The sequence below is a fragment of the Hyphomicrobium denitrificans ATCC 51888 genome (genome assembly GCF_000143145.1).
Classification (GTDB): domain Bacteria; phylum Pseudomonadota; class Alphaproteobacteria; order Rhizobiales; family Hyphomicrobiaceae; genus Hyphomicrobium_B; species Hyphomicrobium_B denitrificans.
Genome location: NC_014313.1, coordinates 2,487,159 through 2,503,148 on the forward strand (window position 1 = coordinate 2,487,159; position 15,990 = coordinate 2,503,148).

The 15,990-nt window shown below is 61.4% G+C and carries 20 protein-coding genes and 1 other RNA gene; 8 read left to right on the top strand and 13 right to left on the bottom strand.

Features of this window, described 5'->3' with window-relative positions:
- Window positions 1-4: 4 nt before the first annotated feature.
- A complete protein-coding gene (tolQ, locus tag HDEN_RS11970) occupies window positions 5-721 on the bottom strand; it encodes a protein TolQ (protein WP_013216382.1) in 717 nt (238 codons plus the stop codon).
- A 652-nt stretch (window positions 722-1,373) separates the two neighbouring features.
- Here tolQ and HDEN_RS11975 point away from each other — a divergent pair.
- The 6 genes from HDEN_RS11975 (at window position 1,374) to HDEN_RS12000 (ending at window position 4,680) form a co-directional block, all read left to right on the top strand.
- On the top strand, window positions 1,374-1,673 hold the full coding sequence (locus tag HDEN_RS11975; protein ID WP_013216383.1) for a hypothetical protein: 300 nt from the start codon (window positions 1,374-1,376) through the stop codon (window positions 1,671-1,673).
- Between the two features lie 11 nt (window positions 1,674-1,684).
- The gene (locus HDEN_RS11980) at window positions 1,685-2,071 is read left to right on the top strand and encodes a hypothetical protein (RefSeq protein ID WP_013216384.1); all 387 of its coding nucleotides are present in this window, start codon (window positions 1,685-1,687) and stop codon (window positions 2,069-2,071) included.
- A 9-nt stretch (window positions 2,072-2,080) separates the two neighbouring features.
- A complete protein-coding gene (locus tag HDEN_RS11985) occupies window positions 2,081-2,266 on the top strand; it encodes a hypothetical protein (protein ID WP_013216385.1) in 186 nt (61 codons plus the stop codon).
- Complete coding sequence (locus HDEN_RS11990) at window positions 2,263-3,648, top strand: APC family permease (protein WP_013216386.1); 1,386 nt, start codon at window positions 2,263-2,265, stop codon at window positions 3,646-3,648. The genes HDEN_RS11985 and HDEN_RS11990 overlap by 4 nt, the downstream gene beginning before the upstream one ends.
- A 67-nt stretch (window positions 3,649-3,715) precedes the next feature.
- Window positions 3,716-4,396, top strand: a complete 681-nt coding sequence (locus HDEN_RS11995) for a hypothetical protein (protein ID WP_013216387.1) — start codon at window positions 3,716-3,718, stop codon at window positions 4,394-4,396.
- Complete coding sequence (locus tag HDEN_RS12000) at window positions 4,393-4,680, top strand: hypothetical protein (RefSeq protein WP_013216388.1); 288 nt, start codon at window positions 4,393-4,395, stop codon at window positions 4,678-4,680. The genes HDEN_RS11995 and HDEN_RS12000 overlap by 4 nt, the downstream gene beginning before the upstream one ends.
- A gap of 29 nt (window positions 4,681-4,709) precedes the next feature.
- Here the strand turns inward: HDEN_RS12000 and ybgC are convergent, their stop codons facing one another.
- The 7 genes from ybgC to HDEN_RS12035 all read right to left on the bottom strand — a co-directional run bounded on the left by ybgC (window position 4,710) and on the right by HDEN_RS12035 (window position 11,161).
- Window positions 4,710-5,192, bottom strand: a complete 483-nt coding sequence (gene ybgC, locus HDEN_RS12005; protein ID WP_013216389.1) for a tol-pal system-associated acyl-CoA thioesterase — start codon at window positions 5,190-5,192, stop codon at window positions 4,710-4,712.
- On the bottom strand, window positions 5,189-6,130 hold the full coding sequence (locus HDEN_RS12010) for a metallophosphoesterase (protein WP_013216390.1): 942 nt from the start codon (window positions 6,128-6,130) through the stop codon (window positions 5,189-5,191). The genes ybgC and HDEN_RS12010 overlap by 4 nt, the downstream gene beginning before the upstream one ends.
- Before the next feature lie 111 nt (window positions 6,131-6,241).
- Window positions 6,242-7,288, bottom strand: coding sequence for a Holliday junction branch migration DNA helicase RuvB (ruvB, locus tag HDEN_RS12015; RefSeq protein ID WP_013216391.1), 1,047 nt, complete (start codon window positions 7,286-7,288; stop codon window positions 6,242-6,244).
- Window positions 7,289-7,367: 79 nt separating this feature from the next.
- A complete protein-coding gene (locus tag HDEN_RS12020) occupies window positions 7,368-7,799 on the bottom strand; it encodes a hypothetical protein (protein ID WP_013216392.1) in 432 nt (143 codons plus the stop codon).
- A gap of 124 nt (window positions 7,800-7,923) precedes the next feature.
- Window positions 7,924-8,541, bottom strand: coding sequence for a Holliday junction branch migration protein RuvA (gene ruvA, locus HDEN_RS12025; RefSeq protein WP_013216393.1), 618 nt, complete (start codon window positions 8,539-8,541; stop codon window positions 7,924-7,926).
- A complete protein-coding gene (gene ruvC / locus HDEN_RS12030; protein WP_013216394.1) occupies window positions 8,538-9,065 on the bottom strand; it encodes a crossover junction endodeoxyribonuclease RuvC in 528 nt (175 codons plus the stop codon). Before ruvC ends, ruvA begins: the two co-directional genes overlap by 4 nt.
- Entirely contained in the window at window positions 9,062-11,161 is a 2,100-nt protein-coding gene (locus HDEN_RS12035; RefSeq protein ID WP_013216395.1) for a hypothetical protein, read from the bottom strand. The genes ruvC and HDEN_RS12035 overlap by 4 nt, the downstream gene beginning before the upstream one ends.
- A gap of 174 nt (window positions 11,162-11,335) precedes the next feature.
- Between HDEN_RS12035 and HDEN_RS12040 the strand changes: the two genes are divergently transcribed.
- The gene (locus HDEN_RS12040) at window positions 11,336-11,626 is read left to right on the top strand and encodes a hypothetical protein (RefSeq protein ID WP_013216396.1); all 291 of its coding nucleotides are present in this window, start codon (window positions 11,336-11,338) and stop codon (window positions 11,624-11,626) included.
- Between the two features lie 12 nt (window positions 11,627-11,638).
- Here the strand turns inward: HDEN_RS12040 and HDEN_RS12045 are convergent, their stop codons facing one another.
- The 5 genes from HDEN_RS12045 to HDEN_RS12060 all read right to left on the bottom strand — a co-directional run bounded on the left by HDEN_RS12045 (window position 11,639) and on the right by HDEN_RS12060 (window position 14,424).
- On the bottom strand, window positions 11,639-12,388 hold the full coding sequence (locus HDEN_RS12045) for a YebC/PmpR family DNA-binding transcriptional regulator (RefSeq protein ID WP_013216397.1): 750 nt from the start codon (window positions 12,386-12,388) through the stop codon (window positions 11,639-11,641).
- A 90-nt stretch (window positions 12,389-12,478) separates the two neighbouring features.
- Window positions 12,479-13,294: a TIGR00282 family metallophosphoesterase gene (locus tag HDEN_RS12050; RefSeq protein ID WP_013216398.1), complete on the bottom strand. Its 816-nt coding sequence runs from the start codon at window positions 13,292-13,294 to the stop codon at window positions 12,479-12,481.
- A gap of 13 nt (window positions 13,295-13,307) precedes the next feature.
- Window positions 13,308-13,898 carry a 5-formyltetrahydrofolate cyclo-ligase gene (locus HDEN_RS12055; protein ID WP_013216399.1) on the bottom strand — a complete coding sequence of 197 codons (591 nt, stop codon included), beginning with the start codon at window positions 13,896-13,898 and terminating at the stop codon, window positions 13,308-13,310.
- Window positions 13,899-13,918: 20 nt separating this feature from the next.
- A non-coding RNA gene (ssrS, locus tag HDEN_RS18000) (6S RNA) lies at window positions 13,919-14,079 on the bottom strand.
- A 57-nt stretch (window positions 14,080-14,136) separates the two neighbouring features.
- On the bottom strand, window positions 14,137-14,424 hold the full coding sequence (locus HDEN_RS12060; RefSeq protein WP_013216400.1) for a cell division protein ZapA: 288 nt from the start codon (window positions 14,422-14,424) through the stop codon (window positions 14,137-14,139).
- Between the two features lie 553 nt (window positions 14,425-14,977).
- On the opposite strand from HDEN_RS12060, the gene gap reads away from it, so the two are divergent.
- Window positions 14,978-15,985, top strand: coding sequence for a type I glyceraldehyde-3-phosphate dehydrogenase (gene gap, locus HDEN_RS12070; protein ID WP_013216402.1), 1,008 nt, complete (start codon window positions 14,978-14,980; stop codon window positions 15,983-15,985).
- The last annotated feature ends 5 nt before the right edge of the window (window positions 15,986-15,990 follow it).

A 15,990-nucleotide genomic window follows, 5' to 3' on the forward strand; every position in this document is an offset into this window, starting at 1 on the left:
GGAATCAGGTCCTCACGTCGATCTGACGCGATACGATCGCGGCGAACTCATCGGAAAACGCATACAGGCGTTGAGAAATCGCAGACGAATCGGCGGAAAATTTGTTGTAGAACACGACGGCGGGAATAGCGGCCATGAGGCCGAGCGCCGTTGCGAACAGCGCTTCCGCGATACCCGGCGCAACGACCGCCAGCGACGTGTTCTTAGAAACAGCGATCGACTGGAAGCTCGTCATGATGCCCCAGACGGTGCCGAACAGACCGACGAACGGCGCGGTCGAGCCAACGGTCGCGAGAAAGAGCAGCCGGCGGTCGAGGCGTTCCATCTCGCGGCTGATCGTGACGTCCATCACCTTCTCGACGCGCAGCTGAATGCCGCCGAGCGCGCGGATGTTGCCTTCGACGGAGCGTTTCCATTCGCGCATCGCGGCGACGAACAGCGCAGCCATCGTGATCGTCCGTCCGCGCGAGAGATTGGCGTAAAGCTCGTCGAGCGACTGGCCGGACCAGAACATCTGCTCGAACTTATCGCTCTCGACGCGGGCGCGGCGAAACGCCAGCAGCTTCTCGAAAATGATCGCCCACGACCAGATCGAGGCGAGACCCAATCCCGTCATCACGATTTTGACGACGAGGCTGGCCTGCATGAATAGTTCAATGAAGGAAAATCCAGCTGCATTGACCGGAGCAACGACGCCTTGAGCGACATCCGCGGGATTCATTTCACCATCCATGTCGAAGAAATGCAGGGCTCGGTCGGAGCGCGCATGAGATTAAAGCCAGAAGACGCCGGCAATCGCGCGCCGCGGGATCGCTCGCGATAGCGTGTGGCGATGATATGACGTCCACCCTGACTGACATGCCCCGCCGCATGCGCTTTTCGTGGATCAGAGCTTTCGCCGCGCAATATGACGAAACAAGGGCCCCTGCGCCGCAGACGCGATGGCGCAGACGGTGGTTTATCCACGCAAAACATGCGACAATCGCGCGCGTTGGGTGTTGGCGCCATCCTTGCCGCGGAAATACAGTCCTTCGCGCTGGTTTTGGGGCGCTCGTCTCACTGACCGGACGGCCGAAAATGAATGCACTCTATTTAAGCAATTGATCAAAATTTATGCATTTCGCGCTGCAGCACGAGCCCAACAATTTGATTTCAATCAATAATGTCTAGGTTGACCGCACTGCGTTATGCGCAGCGCGTCATCGAATTTTGTTTTCATGTTACGAAAAAAAGTTGACTAAGAGCCAACAGATACGCGAGTTGGTACTAGGCTGGGCAATCAGGCAAAGTGACACACTTTGCTGTGGTCCAGGCTCAAACGCGTATCAAAAAAAGAAACTAATCCGTACACGTTGAATGACAGGGAAACGCTGATGAACAAGGAAAATCCTCACGCTGACCCACGAATAGCCAAGAAGTTTGCGGGTGACCGTAACTGGTCATTTGTCGCAGTTGGCGTTCTATGGGCGCTCTACGCTTTCGTCTTCTACGAAGTGAAGGACTACGTCGACCAACAGGTTGCTTGGACACTCGCTATATTTGGTGGGCTTGTCCTCTTGTTCAATACCGCCGCCATTCTGGCGATGGTCGCGCACCTCAGCGAGGAGCGTGATGAAATCTATGGGCTGGATCTTCACTACATCGATCTCGCCAAGAAAAAATCTTACAGCTGATAGGTGGTACCGTGGAAAAGCCTCACTACGAACCTCCAAAGCAATCCGCAGTCGGCCAGCTATTCGACAGCTTGTTCTTGCTTGTCCTCGTGCTCGCCGCTCTCTTCACGCCTCTCTATCTGAAACTCGCCGGCGGCGGCAAAATCGATCTTCCTGTCGCCGACAAATCGACGTGGACCGGGCTCGGCCAGAACGCCGCGCAAGCCGGACAATGGGAAAAGCTCGGATTCACTCCCGATACTGCTGCTCCGCTGATCACGTCTAGATTCGATTACAGCTTCAGCCCGCTCGAACTCGGCATCACCGCGGTGGTGGTGATCGGCTACTTCGTGCTGCTGTTTATGTTCTCGAAGCGTGAATACATCGAAGTGCTCGAAGAGCGCTTTGGCAAAAAGTGAGAGGCAGCGATGAATAGTTTTCAACTCATTGAATATGCAGCCTGGGCACTTTCGATCGTGCTCGGTCTCTACATGCTCTTCGACACCATCAAAACCAATCGCGCTTACAGCGAAGACTTGCTGACGTCGTCGCGCGAAGGCGAAATCGATGAAGCGCTCGTCATCGACCCGCCGCACCAAGGGGGGCACCTGTGAATCAGACAACTGCTGTTCACGGAGAGAAAATCTCTCTGCTCCGCGTCCTCGGTCCCGCACACGTGTGGGCATTGGGCGTCGGCATCGTGCTCGTCGGCGAGTACATGGGCTGGAACTTCGCGGTGGGCAAGGGCGGCGCAATCGCGGCCTTGATCGCCTGCTGGGCTGCCGGCCTACTCTATACCTGCGTCGCCATGATCGACTCGGAAGTGACGTCGACCGTCGCTGCCGCCGGTGGTCAGTACGCGCAGTCGAAACACATCATCGGACCGTTGATGGCGTTCAACGTCGGTCTCTATCTCGTGTTTGCCTACACGATGCTGGAAGCCGCGAATGCCATCACGCTCGGCTATCTCGTCCAGACCGTCGGACAAATGGCCGGATTCGCAGAAGCTCAGGACAAGCCATTCATCGTTTTGGCCATCGTGTTCCTTGCGTGGCTGAACTATCGCGGCGTCTACGCGACGCTGACGGTGAACCTGGTTCTGACCGCAATTGCGTTCATCGCCGTCGTCATCCTGTTCACCGCGGTGAAGCCGTGGTCGACCGAGATGCTCAATCATAAGGAGATCCTGAACGGATTGCCCTATGGCTGGATCGGCGTGCTTGCTTCGCTCCACTTCGGCCTCTGGTATTACCTCGGCATCGAGGGAACGTGTCAGGCTGCCGAAGAGGTCCGCTCGCCAGCTCGCTCGCTGCCGCTCGGAACGATGGCGGGCATCATGACCCTGCTCATCGCAGCAACGATGACGTGGTACCTCTGCTCCGGTCTGATGCCGTGGGAATACCTCGGTCAGGCCACGACGCCGCTCTTCGACGCCGCACGGCTGACAAGCTCGACGCCGCTGATGGTCCTGCTGTTCATCGGTACGATGTTCTCGACGCTTGCATCCGCCAACGGCTGCATCAACGACGCGTCGCGCGCCTGGTTCTCGATGGGCCGCGACCGTTATCTGCCGACCTGGTTCGGCGCCGTGCATCCCAAGAACAGGACGCCCTTCCGGTCGATCGTGTTCCTGGTGCCCGTCGCCCTGACCTTTGCGTACTTCGCGCCGCTCGATCAGGTGATCACGTTCTCGATCCTGTCGGGTCTGCTCGGATATACGTACATGTCGATCCAGGTGATCTTCTTCCGTCAGATGTGGCCGCTGGACATGATCAAACGCGGATACGTGCATCCGTTCCATCCGATCCCGGCGCTTGTTCTGCTGACCATCTGCTCCGCAACATACTTCGCGGTGTTCCTTGGATACGGCACCCAGCTCGTCGCGATGATGGTGTTCTTCATCGTCGCTTCGCTCTGGTTCCACTTCCACCGCTACAAGTACGTCCGTCGCGGCGACCAGTTCACGATGAACTGGCCGCGTCCGCAGGGCTACTGAGAACGCTAACCCAAAGGTGGCGCATCCTCGCGATGCGCCACCTTCCTCTTTTGCGGGAAACCCGTTCATGCCTCTCACGCTTGCCGCTTTGCTGATCGCTGCAACGATCGCGTTTTTCGTCATTTACGGTCGCCGCGAGGCGCGCATCGCCGCCGCCGCCCGACATTCCATTCTCGATTCCGCAAAGGACGTCCTCGACGGCGCGCGTGTCGAAATCGATACGTGCGGCTTCCCGAAAATGGACGGGACGTTCCGCGGACGTGCATTCCGCGTTGCCCTCGTTCCCGACACGCTGACGTTCCGCCGGCTGCCGCAGCTTTGGCTCGACGTCACGATGAGGCGCAACCTGCCGATCGACGGCAGCGTCGCCATTCTGATCCGGCCGACGGGCGCCGATTATTTCTCGCTGACCGATCGCTTGACCTACCGCATCGAGCCGCCTGCAAACTTTCCCGAGATGTGTCTGATCAAGGGCGACGGCCCCGGCGCGCGTCATATCTTCGAGCGGGTCGCGCCCTACGTCGCCGGCCTTCTTCGCGATCCCTACGTCAAGGAGGTCGTGATCACGCCGCGCGGCATTCGCATCATGCGCCAGCTTGCGGAAGGCAAACGCGGCGACCATCTCATTCTCAGGCAGATCGTGTTCGAAAACGCACGATTGAACCCGGACGACCTTGGAGAACTCCTCGCGGAGGTGCTCGAAGTCGAGGGTCTGCTTCTCAACGTCAAGCTGGTGTCTGCTGCATGAATGCGCTGCAAGCCGATCGCAAACCGATCAACCCGTATCTCATTCTTGCCCTTGCGATCGTTCTTCCGGGGATGGGACACGTTGCGATCGGCCAGCAACAGCGCGGGTTCATGTTCGCGCTGTTTACGCTGCTGCTCGCCTTGGTCACCTGGCAATTCGCGCCGCCGGATCGTTCGATCATCGGGCGATCGGCGCTCGGCCTGTTCGTGTGGGCGCTGTCGATCCCGGATGCCTACCGTATGGCGCGGATCAACTGGGAAGCCTGGAAGCGTCGCAATCCGTAGGCTTTTGCTGAAAGGCGGCGCGCCGTTAGCTAGCTCACCTGCACGTGCGTATGCGCGAGAAATGCGCCGCGCACCGCCTGGCTCAGACGCAACGGCTTTCCCGACACCGATATCAGCACCACGGTCACCTCCGCTTCGGCGATGCGATTGCCGTCGCGCGTGACCGTCTGGATGAGCGTAACGCTCGCGCCGCCGATTTCCTTGACGCGGGTCTCGACCTCGAGCAGGTCGTCCATGCGTGCGGGGCGGAAGAAATCGAACGTCATCCGGCGGACGACGAACGCGGCAGGCTCGCGGTTGTCAGAGCCGTCGATCAAACGGCGCGCGTCGGTTCCGAGCAGGCGTAGGAAGTCCGTTCGCCCACGCTCGCAAAAGCGGACGTAGGACGCGTGGTAGACGACGCCGCCCGCGTCGGTGTCCTCAAAATAAACGCGCACCGGCAGCACATGGCGCTGGCCTGCTTCGTCGCGGAAAATGCGGCCTGCGAGATCCGGCCATTTCTTGTCGGTCACACTTCTCCCCCGTTGCCGCCGAGATCGATCCTGACGATCTCGGGCGGCGATCCGAGCCGCACGGGAAGCGTCGAGCAGCCGAGGCCTCCGGACACGATCAGGTTGCGGCCGTGCTCCACTTTATGGCCGTATACGTAACGCAGCCCGAACCGTGACGGCACCATCGGCGCAAAGCCGAAAATTCGAACCTGACCACCGTGCGTATGGCCGGAAACCGTCAGCGAAACGCGGTCGGGCACTTCAGGAAAAATGTCGGGCTCGTGTGCCATCAGAATCACCGGCGCATCATCAGTCACTTGCGCCAACGTGCGCGGGAGATCGTCGACACCTTGATAGCGAAAGCCTTTGCTGGGCGGGATTTCGTCGTCGCCCTCTCGCGAGCGGAATGCCCACTGATCGCCCAGGCCCGCGATCCAGAATGCTTGCCCGTCCTTCTCCAGCCGGACTGCCTGGTTCTCGTAAACGGGGATGCCGACAGCCTGCAACGCAAGCCCCGCGCGTGTCGGCCCCGCCCGCCGCTTCTGCACATTGGGGTCATCCCACCAATCGTGATTGCCGAGAACCGCGTGCACGCCGAGCGGCGCCTTGAGGCGTCCGAGCGCTGTCGCCCATGTTCCGGCGCTGACAACCGAGGTCGACAATCTGCGGAGGCTTCGGCCGACGACGTAATCGCCGAGCAGCAGTATTGCGTCCGGTTTGAGACTGTTGGTCTGATCGACGATGGCCGCGACGCGATCGACGGACATCCAGGGTTCGCAGACGTGGAGATCGGCGAGCACCGCAAGGCGCACTCGCAAGCCAGGCGTCCATCCGGGCGGCGTCAGGGCGTAAGGTGTTACCCATTCGCCGAACGATTCCGCGACGGCATAGCTGCTCAGCGCCGTGGAGCCGACCCCCACGGCAGCAAGCATCTTCAGCAAATCGCGGCGGGTGATCACGAGGCAGTCCTTCGACCGATGTGGCGCAATCTATACTGTGAGCGTCGAATGATCGCCCGAAAATGCGGACAGAATCGTGAATATTTGCCGCGAGAGCGTGCGATAGCGGCGTTAAGTCTCGTCAGCACCGTCGTCGAAAATCGGCAAATCGGGGGTGGCCGTCCGCGCCGGACCGCTGACGCCGAGGTGGCGGTAAGCTTTGAGCGTCAGGACGCGGCCGCGGGGGGTGCGGCTGATGAAGCCCTGCTGCAAGAGATAAGGCTCGACGATTTCCTCGAGCGCATCACGGGGTTCGGAGAGCGCTGCCGCCAACGTCTCGATGCCGACGGGGCCGCCTTCGTAATTTTTCAGGATGCAACCGAGGTAGCGGTGATCGAGGGCGTCGAGCCCCTCGCCGTCGACCTCCAGCATCTTGAGAGCCCGATCGGCGACGGCCGCATTGACGACGGCCGCGCCTTCGACCGCCGCGAAATCGCGAACCCGGCGCAGCAAACGTCCGGCAATGCGTGGCGTTCCTCGCGATCTCTTGGCGATCTCGCGCGCCCCATCGCTTGCCATGTTGGCGCCGAGCACACGGGCGCCGCGCGAGACGACCAACTCCAATTCGGGCACGGAATAGAAATTCAATCTCACCGGAATGCCGAAGCGATCGCGCAGCGGATTGGTCAGCAGCCCGGCACGTGTCGTGGCGCCGACGAGCGTGAATTTCGGAAGATCGATCCGAACCGAGCGCGCGGCAGGACCTTCGCCGATCATCAGATCGAGCTGGAAGTCCTCCATCGCGGGATAGAGAATTTCTTCAACCGCAGGGTTGAGGCGATGGATTTCGTCGATGAACAGCACGTCGCGTTCTTCGAGATTGGTCAGCAGCGCCGCGAGGTCGCCGGCCTTCGAGATCACCGGGCCCGACGTCGCGCGAAATCCGACGCCTAGCTCCTTGGCCATGATCTGCGCCAGCGTCGTCTTGCCGAGGCCCGGAGGTCCGGCAAACAGCACATGATCGAGAGCATCGCCGCGTCCGCGTGCCGCCGTAATGAAAATACGGAGGTTGGCGCGCGCCTGCTCCTGGCCGATGAATTCATCAAGCGATTGCGGGCGGATCGTCGCCTCGTAGGCGTCCACTTCCTTGCGCGCGCTGCTGACGAGCCGGTCGGTCATGGTTTGTTCGTGGGGCTATTCGGCGATGACGTCAAGCCGAGCGTTCCAATCGCCAACGACAAAGGCGGCGCGGACAAAATCAAGATTTTGGAGTTTCGAGCAGAATTCGGCCCGTGATCAGCAGCTGCCGCATGCCGATGGCGATAAGGCCGGCCAGAAATGCCAGAACCGGCAATGCGGCCTGGTTCGGGAACGGAAAGATGATCGACGCGGCTGTAAACGCAAGCACGCCCGCGACGGCGGCATGCAGCCACGAATAGGTGCCTTGCTGAAGGACGAACGGTGTCAGGCCGAGTGCTGCGACGGTAGCGGGAAGCGCGCTCCAGGCGAAGACATCGACGGCGAACTCGCCCGGCGCCGGCATCGGAGCTTCCGGCATCAAGAACTCGGTCAGCGGCCGTGCGAGCGCTAGTCCGGTGCACAACAGGCTCGCGAAAAACGGCGCAGCGAGCGACGTGATCAGCACCATCCAAAGGGCACGTTGTCCGTTGCTCACGTCGTTCACTTTCATTCAATCCTGTTCGCGGTGAAACCTAGAGCCATTCCGCTTTTCGTTGAATAGCGGAACGGCTTCAGGCCGTTTGTTTGGTCGTGCTTCTTATCGGAAAACCGGGGCCCACTTTTCCGGAAGCACTCTAGCGCGCAAGTTCCTTGAGGGCGCGTTTGATGAGCGCCGCCGTGTCGGCGGCTTCGCCGAGTTCTCGGGACGCGAGGGCCACGGCCTGATTGGCCTGCGCTGGATTATAGCCGAGATTGGTCAGCGCAGAGATGGCTTCGGCGGCTGGGAGGCCGACGGGCGCGACGGCCGCAGCCGGTCCGCCGCCCGGAGTTGCGGGAAGTCCGGCTAGGGACAACGACGGTGCCTTGTCCTTCAATTCCGCAACGATACGCAGCGCGAGCTTCTTGCCAACGCCGGGCGCTTCCTCGACCGCCGCCCAGTTTCCGAGCACCACCGCGTTCGCGATCTCCTGCGGTCCGAGCACGCCGAGAACGCTCAAGGCGACCTTGGCGCCGACGCCCTGGATCGTCTGCAGCGTGCGAAACCAGCTGCGCTCGAATTCGCTCTGGAATCCGAACAGACGGATCGCGTCCTCGCGGACGTGCGTGTCTATGGTCAGGGTGACGTCGTCGCCGGGCTTCAGATTGCGGAGCGTTCGCGAGGAAGCCTGAACCTCATACCCCACGCCATGCACGTCGACGATGAGGAAGCTCTCGCCGATCGCGTCGACCTTGCCTTTGAGTTTGCCGATCATGTGCCGGCCACTTTCGCTGCGACCGTCGCGAGCCGCTGGCGGCTGGAGCGATGATGCGCGTGGGTGATCGCGATGGCGAGCGCATCGGCCTCGTCGGCGGAATCGAACGTCGCCTTGGGCAGCAGGAACGAGATCATCGCCTGGATCTGCTGCTTTTCGGCGTGTCCCGTGCCGGTGACGGATTTCTTGATCAGGTTCGGCGTGTATTCGGCGACTCGCAGACCGAGCCTTGCAGGCGCCAGGAGGATGGCGCCGCGCGCCTGTCCGAGCTTCAGCGTCGAGCGCGGGTTCTCGTTGACGAAGGTTTCTTCGACGGCGGCTTCCGACGGGCTGAAGCTCTGAATGACACTGGTCACGGCATCGAACAGGGCCGAAAGGCGATAGGCAAGATCGTCGTCCTTCGGCGGCGTGATGACACCGGAGGCCACGTAAACGAGGCGCACGCCATCGCTTTCGACGATGCCCCAGCCCGTGCGCCGAAGGCCGGGGTCAAATCCGATGATGCGAATCGCTCGTGCAGTCATGCATTGCGCATAGCACGAACCGCGTAGGAGGCCGAAGGCGAAGCGAGCAGCGGCGGAAGCGGCGGCGGCTTGGTCGCATCGGCGACTTTTCCCGTTAAAATCGCGTCCAGAGCCTCGGCGACATCCGGTTCGGTCCAGTAGCCGGTGTGGCCGCCGGGCCCCATCACGTGATTGTCGACGCGCAGGCCGGACGGCGCGATTACGCGTCCGCCGATGTAGTCGTCGACGCGGTACAGGTTGATCCAGCACTTCAAGCGCGCCGCGATGCCATGCGGAACGGGATGCGAGGCGGCGTATTCGTGGAAATACTTCTGGTAGATCGTCCCGAGCGGCGATCCGAACGTCAGCAGAGCTGGCGCGGCGTCGCCAAGTTCCGGGTAAACCGGGCCGTTGTCGCGGAGATAGTCGTAGGCGACGATCGAGCCCTGGCTGTGCGCGAGGAAGATGACGCCGTCGTAGCCCTGATGCTGGACGAAGGTTTTGAGGACGAGTTTCAGCCGTTCCTGAATGCGGGCGCGCCGCGGGCGTTCGGAGGCCGGGCGGAATCTCGCCGGGATGAAGAACATCGCGGCTTCGAGGGTCGGGCGATAGTTGTGATCGATCAGGTCGCGCGCGATCTGGATGACGTTCGCGACGCGATGGCCGAACGACAACGGCACGAGGAGCGCCGCAACCGCCGCCAGCGGCAGCACGAAGCTGCGGAACGAGATGAACGCGTGGCTCGATTCCATTTCGGGCTGGAAGAAAACGAACGTCAGCACGATCACAAACGACCCGATCAGCAGCGCCACCAGCCACGGATTGAACAACAGCCGGGGCATGGTCCGCGAGGTGTGCTCGAGATCGTCGAGGCCGGTGCGGGCGCGGTAGCGCCGGATTTTCATCAGCAGCCAGGCGCCGAGCAGGAACGCCATGACCGTCAGGGCGGCGGCGGCATAGATGAACTTGAACCGCGCAATCCATTCGAGCTTCAGGTCAGGCACCTGCAGGTAGGGAAGGATCGGGTTGTCGACGGCGATCCGTTTCTCGCGAACGGCACTCAAGACGGCGTCGCGCACCGCCTGCAGCGACGAGCCGGTCTCGGCGCGCGTCAGCATCGTGTAGATGATGGTCACGACGATCGTCGTCCACAGAAGGAACTGCATGATCAGGATGCCGACGCTCGTCGAAAGCGCTGCGAGCCGCGACGGGTCGCCGGAGCGCCGCTTGCCGCCCAGCGCGGTCAGCAACAGCAGTGTTGCGACCAGGATGAGCGCGCCCCAGAAGCGCCAGCCGTAGATGATGACGCGGTAGAGACCGTTGACGTAACACGCCGCCAAGGGGTCGCTCGGCAGGCAGTTGCTCGTCTCCATCGCGATCTGAGCGCCGCGGACCTTCAGCGGCGGAAAGAGATCGGTCAGCGGGATCAGGGCACCGTTTGCGGCAAGAGCGACCAGCGCCGCGCTCGTAAAGACCAGCCAGAACGCCGCGTCGTACCACGAGTAATCCTGGCCCTTGACGATGCGATAGCCGAGATAGAGCCCGGCCGCGCATAACGCCGTCTGGACGACGATGAATTGCAATCCGGCATCGAAGCGATCGATGCCGAGCCATTTCGGCTCGTAGAGATAGACGCCGCAGATGAGCGACGTCGCGACGGTCAGCGCCGCGATCGGACCGCGCAGCAACCAAGCGGCGAACCAGAGGATCGTTCGCACGACGACCGCCATCAGCCCCAGCGAGCGCGACAGCATCGCGTCAACGAGATGGTGGGATTCGAAAATGACCCGGAACAATCCGAGCATCGTGTCGACACGGCTGGAGCCCATCGCCGCAAGATCGGCGAGATGGACTTCGACGGCTTCGATATCGACGCCGCTGGTGTGGCGTCCGCCACGGCGAATGACCGGAAACACCGGCGCCGGGTCTTCGACGCCCGGCTCCGCGATGCGATTGAATTCGTTCGCCGGCAGGACGCTGTAGCCGGGCCTTGTCGCGGCGAGGGTATCGAGAAGAGCGTTAACGCAATATCCGGGCTCGGTGTCACCAACACCTTGGACGACCACCAAGCCGATACGCGTCCGGCTCCCTCCCCTCGCTCGCACGTCCGACGACATGCCCGTCTCCCACGCGACCGGCTACACCAACCTAATTATAAAGCCTTTTTTCCTCCGCGCGACCCAAAACGCGTGACCCGACAAGGCTCGCCAAGTCCATTCTTTCCCTTTAACTACTTGTCCCTCTATCAGGGAGGCGCAGCCTCACATCCGTTGCCAGAAATGGGGGGCGAAATGGACCCGACATTCGGTCATCCTCTTTGGATCGCGTCCGGCGTCTTGCTGGTCTTTGTCGGCTTTTTGTTGTTCCGATGGGCACGGCGCCTCGGTGCGCCGGCGCGGAGCGCCGCCGGGCAGCGCGACGCGAACTTCGGAAAGATTTTGAAGGGTCAGGCAGGCGCGAAGGCATCCCCGCCGGGAAGCTTTCGACGGGCGATGTCGCAATTTTTCGGGATCGTCGGCTTTCTGATGATGCTCGCCGGGCTGATGGCGATCTTCCTCGGCATCTTCTACGTTGGAAGCTGAAGCGGCGCTTGATCAGGCCGCCGTCAGCTTCTTCAGGACCTCGTCGGAGATTTCGAAGTTGGCGAAGACGTTCTGAACGTCGTCGTCGTCTTCGAGCGCCGCAAGCATCTTCATGATCGCTTGAGCGTTGTCCTCATCGACCTGCGTCGTGAGATTGGGTTTCCAGACAGCTTTGACGCTTTGCGCTTCTCCGAGCGCCTTTTCGAGCGCCGCCGCCGTCGAGCCCAGCGTTTCAAACGCGCAGACGATGACGTGGCCGTTGGCGTCGGACTGGACGTCGTCGGCGCCGGCCTCGATCGCGGCGTCGAGCACGGCTTCGGCCGAGCCGGTCTCGGGCTTGTAAGTAATTTCGCCGATGTGATTGAACATGTGGCTGACGGAGCCCGTCGAGCCGAGATTGCCGTTGTATTTCGTGAAGACGCTGCGCACGACGCCGCCCGTGCGATTGCGATTGTCGGTCAGCGCTTCGCAGATGATCGCGACGCCGCCGGGTGCATAGCCCTCGTAACGCACCGCTTCATAGTTCGCGAGATCGCCGCCGGCGGCCTTCTTGATCGCACGCTCGACGTTATCCTTGGGCATGTTTTCGGCGCGCGCTTCCTGGATCGCGAGGCGCAAGCGCGGGTTCATGTCGGGATCGGGCGTGCCGGACTTGGCTGCAACGGTGATTTCGCGTGCGAGCTTCGCAAACAGCTTGGAACGCATGGCGTCCTGCTTGCCCTTGCGATGCATGATGTTCTTGAATTGCGAATGGCCGGCCATGAGTCCTAGTCCGTCGAGCGTCCAGTTTCTGAAGATTGCCGCTCCTTTTCGCGGCTCCGATTGCCACGGTCAAGCCTCGCGCGGCATCCCTCACACTTCCGGCGTTGCGGGCGCCAGGCAAGGCCCCTGGCGGAGCGGCTGGACGCGCGTCGCGAGGCCGGTCGCATCGTCGATGTCCACGAGGAGGCCGGACAACGTGCCGGGGCCGGTGGCGGGCTCGTAGCGGCTGCGCGGGATCTTGGTCAGGAAGCGGTTGATCGGCTCGTCGCTGTCCATTCCGAGCACCGAGTTGTAGTCACCGCACATCCCAGCGTCGGTCATGTAGGCCGTTCCGGCGGGCAGAATGCGGGCGTCGGCGGTCGGCGTGTGGGTGTGCGTGCCGACGACGACGCTGGCGCGGCCATCGAGGAAAAGCCCCATCGCCTGCTTTTCGCTCGTCGCCTCGGCGTGAAAATCGACGAGGATGACGTCGGCGCCGCTCTTCAGAGCGCACGCGGTCAACTCCGCATCGACGGCGCGGAAGGGGCAATTGAGATCGGGCATGAAGACGAGGCCCATCGCATTGATGACGAGCACGTCGGCGCCGTTCCTGGCCTTCAGCAATGTTGAGCCCTTGCCGGGCGTACCCTTCGGATAATTGAGAGGGCGGATCAGGCGGTCGTGGCGCTCGATGAAAACGAGCGTGTCTTTCTGGTCGAACGAGTGGTTGCCGAGCGTGACGCAATCGGCGCCAGCGTCGAGCACATCGTTCAAGATCGCTTCGGTAATGCCGAAGCCACCGGCGGCGTTCTCGCCGTTGATGACGACGAAATCGATTCCGTAGCGCGTAATGAGGGCGGGAAGAGCGTTACAAATCGCGGTCCGGCCCGGCCGACCAACAATATCGCCGAGAAACAACAATCGCATCAGCAGGCCTGGATCAGGAGTCGAGGCAATGGATAGGACCGGAGGGCGTGAGCACCCAGTCCAGGCGCTCGTCATAGCTTTCGGCAGGCACGGCGTCGACCCTCAGTTCATTGTAGGCGAGACCGACAGCCACGATCGGTTTCAGCTTTCTTAACCTTTGCAGCGTGCGATCGTAAAAGCCGCCGCCGTAGCCCAAACGATAACCGCGCGCATCGAAGGCCAGCAAAGGCACGAGCAGAATATCGGGATCGACGGCCGGCTTGTCTTCCATCGGCTCGGCAATTCCCCAAGCCGCGACGTTCATCGCATCGCCCGGCGTCCAGGCGCGCATCAACAGCGGCTTTCCCCGCCCCTGCATCACCGGCAGCGCCAGGCGAAAGCCCTCGGCCTGCAGCCAAGTCATCAGGGGCGCGGGATTGATTTCGTCATTAATCGCCGCAAAACCAGACACGATTGCGCCCGGGGCAGCGTTCAGAAAATCGACGCCATGCGCCGCGATCTTGCGGCTCGCTTCGGCGCCGTGCTGTGCGAAAGCGGCCTTGCGGCGCTCAAGCGCTTCGGCGCGCAACTTCTTTTTAGCCTCAAGCTTCGTTTCGTCCGTCACCCAGCAGTACCTCTAGGAAATCAAGTGCCGCGAAGGCCGTCGGGATCATGATCCCGCGTGGTCCCTACGAGCGTAGGTGGGCACCGTGTGTCCGAAGCCACGGCTCCGGTCAGGGACAGCGCCCGTGCGGATCTTATAGGCCCCCGGGTCATATTGCCCCTAACGAGCCCCGCAGCATCCCAGAATTAGGCGAGTGGCCGTCAAAAATCCAGAGCCAACCTCGACGCGATGGATGTGCTCAGCCGAAAGCCGTGCGTCTGGTGGCAGCAGGCTCGGTCGAGTCCGTGTTGTCGGACGGGCCTTGCAAAAGCTCGTCGACATCGGCGCGAGCGTCGAAAAGCTCGTCGGCGACGACCAGGGCCGCCATCAGCATGAGCCGTTCGTCGCCGATGTTGCCGTGCTCGCGCGTCAAGGCCTCGAGCTTGCCGGTCAGATATTTCGCGATTTCTTCGAGGCGCTGAACTTCGTTATCGCCACAAGCGAAACGATAGCTGCGGCCGTTGAAGTTTATTGCAACGTCAGCCACTCACGTCGACGGCGCAGCCGTCCCCCTGATTGAATGACGCGCACCTCATTCGCCTGGGGAATGGTTATGAAGCGAATCGAGAGCCCAATCAATCCGATTTAGGGCGTCTGCGGTACGCTGTTCCAGCTCCGCGATGCGTTGCTGAGCGGTTGCGAGTTCGGCCCGGAGCCGAGCGTTCTCCGCCCGCACGTCGCCGTCAATGGCGGGCTTCCTGGCAGGCTTAATATTATCAGCCCGCTTCGCGGTGTTGCGTACAGTCATGGCCTCTCTACGCCCTTTCGGGCGACACGATTGACACGCGTATCACCAAAGTCTCGTTTCCTACGTTACGTGCGTATCGTAAACGACGTCAATAAACGACAGCGTGTTTGGGCGCATTCCAATGAAAATTTGAAGAGCGGCCACGTGGAGTCGGACCTTGCCACATTGACAGAGTCCTATACCGTCACGTTTAAGACCCCTTAAATATCGAGAGAACACGAGAAACGGTCTGGTCAAACCCCGTTTGCTGTTTGAGCCCGATCTTTCTTCCTGATCTGGAGGATTCCTAAGAATGACAGTGAAGGTCGCGATCAACGGTTTCGGCCGCATCGGTCGCAATGTGCTGCGCGCAATCATCGAGAGCGGACGCACGGATATCGAAGTCGTCGCCATCAACGATCTCGGTCCGGTTGAAACGAACGCGCATCTTCTGCGCTTCGACAGCGTCCACGGCCGCTTCCCGCACGAAGTGAAAGTTTCTGGCGATACGATCGACGCCGGTCGCGGACCGATCAAGGTGACGGCGATCAAGAACCCCGCCGAACTTCCGCATAAAGCTCTCGGCGTTGATATCGCGCTCGAATGCACGGGCATCTTCACGTCGAAAGAAAAAGCCAAGGCGCATCTCGATGCGGGCGCGAAGCGCGTGCTCGTTTCGGCTCCGGCTGACGGCGCCGACCTGACCGTCGTCTATGGCGTCAATAACGATAAGCTGACGAAGGATCATCTCGTCGTCTCGAACGCGTCGTGCACGACGAACTGCCTGGCGCCGGTCGCCAAGGTGCTCCATGACTTCGTCGGCATCGACAAAGGCTTCATGACGACGATCCACGCCTACACGGGCGATCAGCCGACGCTCGATACGCTGCACAAGGATCTTTATCGGGGCCGCTCCGCCGCGATGTCGATGATCCCGACGTCGACGGGCGCCGCCAAGGCCGTCGGCCTCGTGCTGCCGGAACTCAACGGACGCCTCGACGGCACGTCGATTCGCGTGCCGACGCCGAACGTCTCGGTCGTCGACTTCAAGTTCGTCGCCAAGCGCGAGACGACGAAGGACGACATCAACGCCGCGATCCAGCGCGCCGCGTCGCAGGAACTCTCGGGCATTCTCGGGGTTACAGACCAGCCGAACGTTTCGATCGACTTCAACCACGATGCGCGGTCGTCGATCTTCCACCTTGATCAGACCAAGGTTCTGGACGGCAAACTCGTTCGCGTTCTCGCCTGGTATGACAACGAGTGGGGTTTTTCGAACCGTATGGCGGACACCGCCGTCGCGATGGGAAAACTGATCTAACTCTT